The following is a 1,122-nucleotide window of genomic DNA, read 5'->3' as shown; positions in this document are numbered from 1 at the left end:
GTCGAACACATAGGGGGTCTCCACACGGACCCAGGGCAGTGCGCGGCGTTCTCGCGCGACCTCGTCGTGCAGGCGGGTGAGTTCCTTCTCGCGCGCGAGCAGGGCGAGGCGGGCGATGCGCCATGCATCTCGGGTGGCGACGGGGTGTRCAGGGTGTGCGGGCATGTCCATGGAAGACTCCATCGAGGTGGGAAGGGGCGCGCGGGCATGCCTGCCCGCGCCGATGCCGCGGGGCATCGGGGGGATGAAGGACAAGAGGGCGCGGGGGCGGGTGCGGCGCGCGATCAGGCGGTGCGCGCGGGCCGCTTCACGGCGCGCACCAGGCCGCTGCGACCGCCGCCGCAATAGAACAGGTCGCCGCCGTCGGATTCCAGGCCGCTGACATGGACGCCGGCCGGCAGTTCCAGACGTTCGAGCACGCGTCCATCAGCCGGATCGACGCGGCGCAGGTCGCTGTCGTCGCCTTCCCAGGTGCCATGCCACAGCTCGCCGTCGACCCAGCTGATGCCGGTGACGAAACGGTCGGATTCGAGCGTGCGCAGCACCGTGCCGGTGGCCGGGTCGATCTGCACGATGCGGCGTTCGCGGTACTGGCCCACCCACAGGCTGCCGTCGGCCCAGGCCATGCCGGAGTCGCCGCCCTGGCCCGGGGCAGGAATCGAGGCCAGCACCGCACCGGTGGCGGGATCGATCTTGTCGATGCGCGCTTCGGCGAGTTGGTACAGGTGGGTGCCGTCGAACGCGGTGCCGGCATCGGCCGCACGCGGCAGGCTGCGCGCGATCCCGCCGCCGGCCGGATCGATGGCGATCAGCCGCTCGCCGGTGGCGGCCCAGACATGGTGGCCGTCGTAGGTGACGCCCGCCACGCCCTGGCTCGTTTCGAAGGGGCCGTATTCGCGGGCGATTTCAGCAGGACTGACGTGGACTGCGTGGCGCGGTGTGTCGTTCATGGCGGGCTTCTGGTTGGGCGACGGGGCCAATCTACGCAGACGACGGCGAGGCGGGGAGTAACAAGATCGTCGTGAATCCGACCAGCGGCTGCGCCACCCAGCGCCGCGCGCGCGCGCGACCGATCGCGCGCACCTGGCCCGCGGCTTCCATGTCGGCGAGCGCGCGCTGCAC

Annotated in this window: 2 protein-coding genes; both read right to left on the bottom strand. The window is 71.7% G+C overall.

Annotation, left to right across the window (positions count from 1 at the left end):
* The coding region (locus AC04L7_RS19200) for a DUF899 family protein (protein ID WP_475513776.1) at positions 1-165 on the bottom strand (165 nt) is incomplete at its 3' end.
* A 119-nt stretch (positions 166-284) separates the two neighbouring features.
* The gene (locus tag AC04L7_RS19195; RefSeq protein ID WP_435997550.1) at positions 285-950 is read right to left on the bottom strand and encodes an NHL repeat-containing protein; all 666 of its coding nucleotides are present in this window, start codon (positions 948-950) and stop codon (positions 285-287) included.
* Positions 951-1,122 lie beyond the last annotated feature (172 nt).

The organism is Pseudoxanthomonas sp. LjRoot204_2 (assembly GCF_056175765.1).
Note: the sequence above shows the minus strand (reverse complement) of the source record. Positions and strands in the feature narration are given on the sequence as shown.

Coding starts and splice junctions, on each gene's coding strand:
- AC04L7_RS19195 (WP_435997550.1), bottom strand. CDS start 950: ATGAACGACACACCGCGCCACGCAGTCCACGTCAGTCCTGCTGAAATC.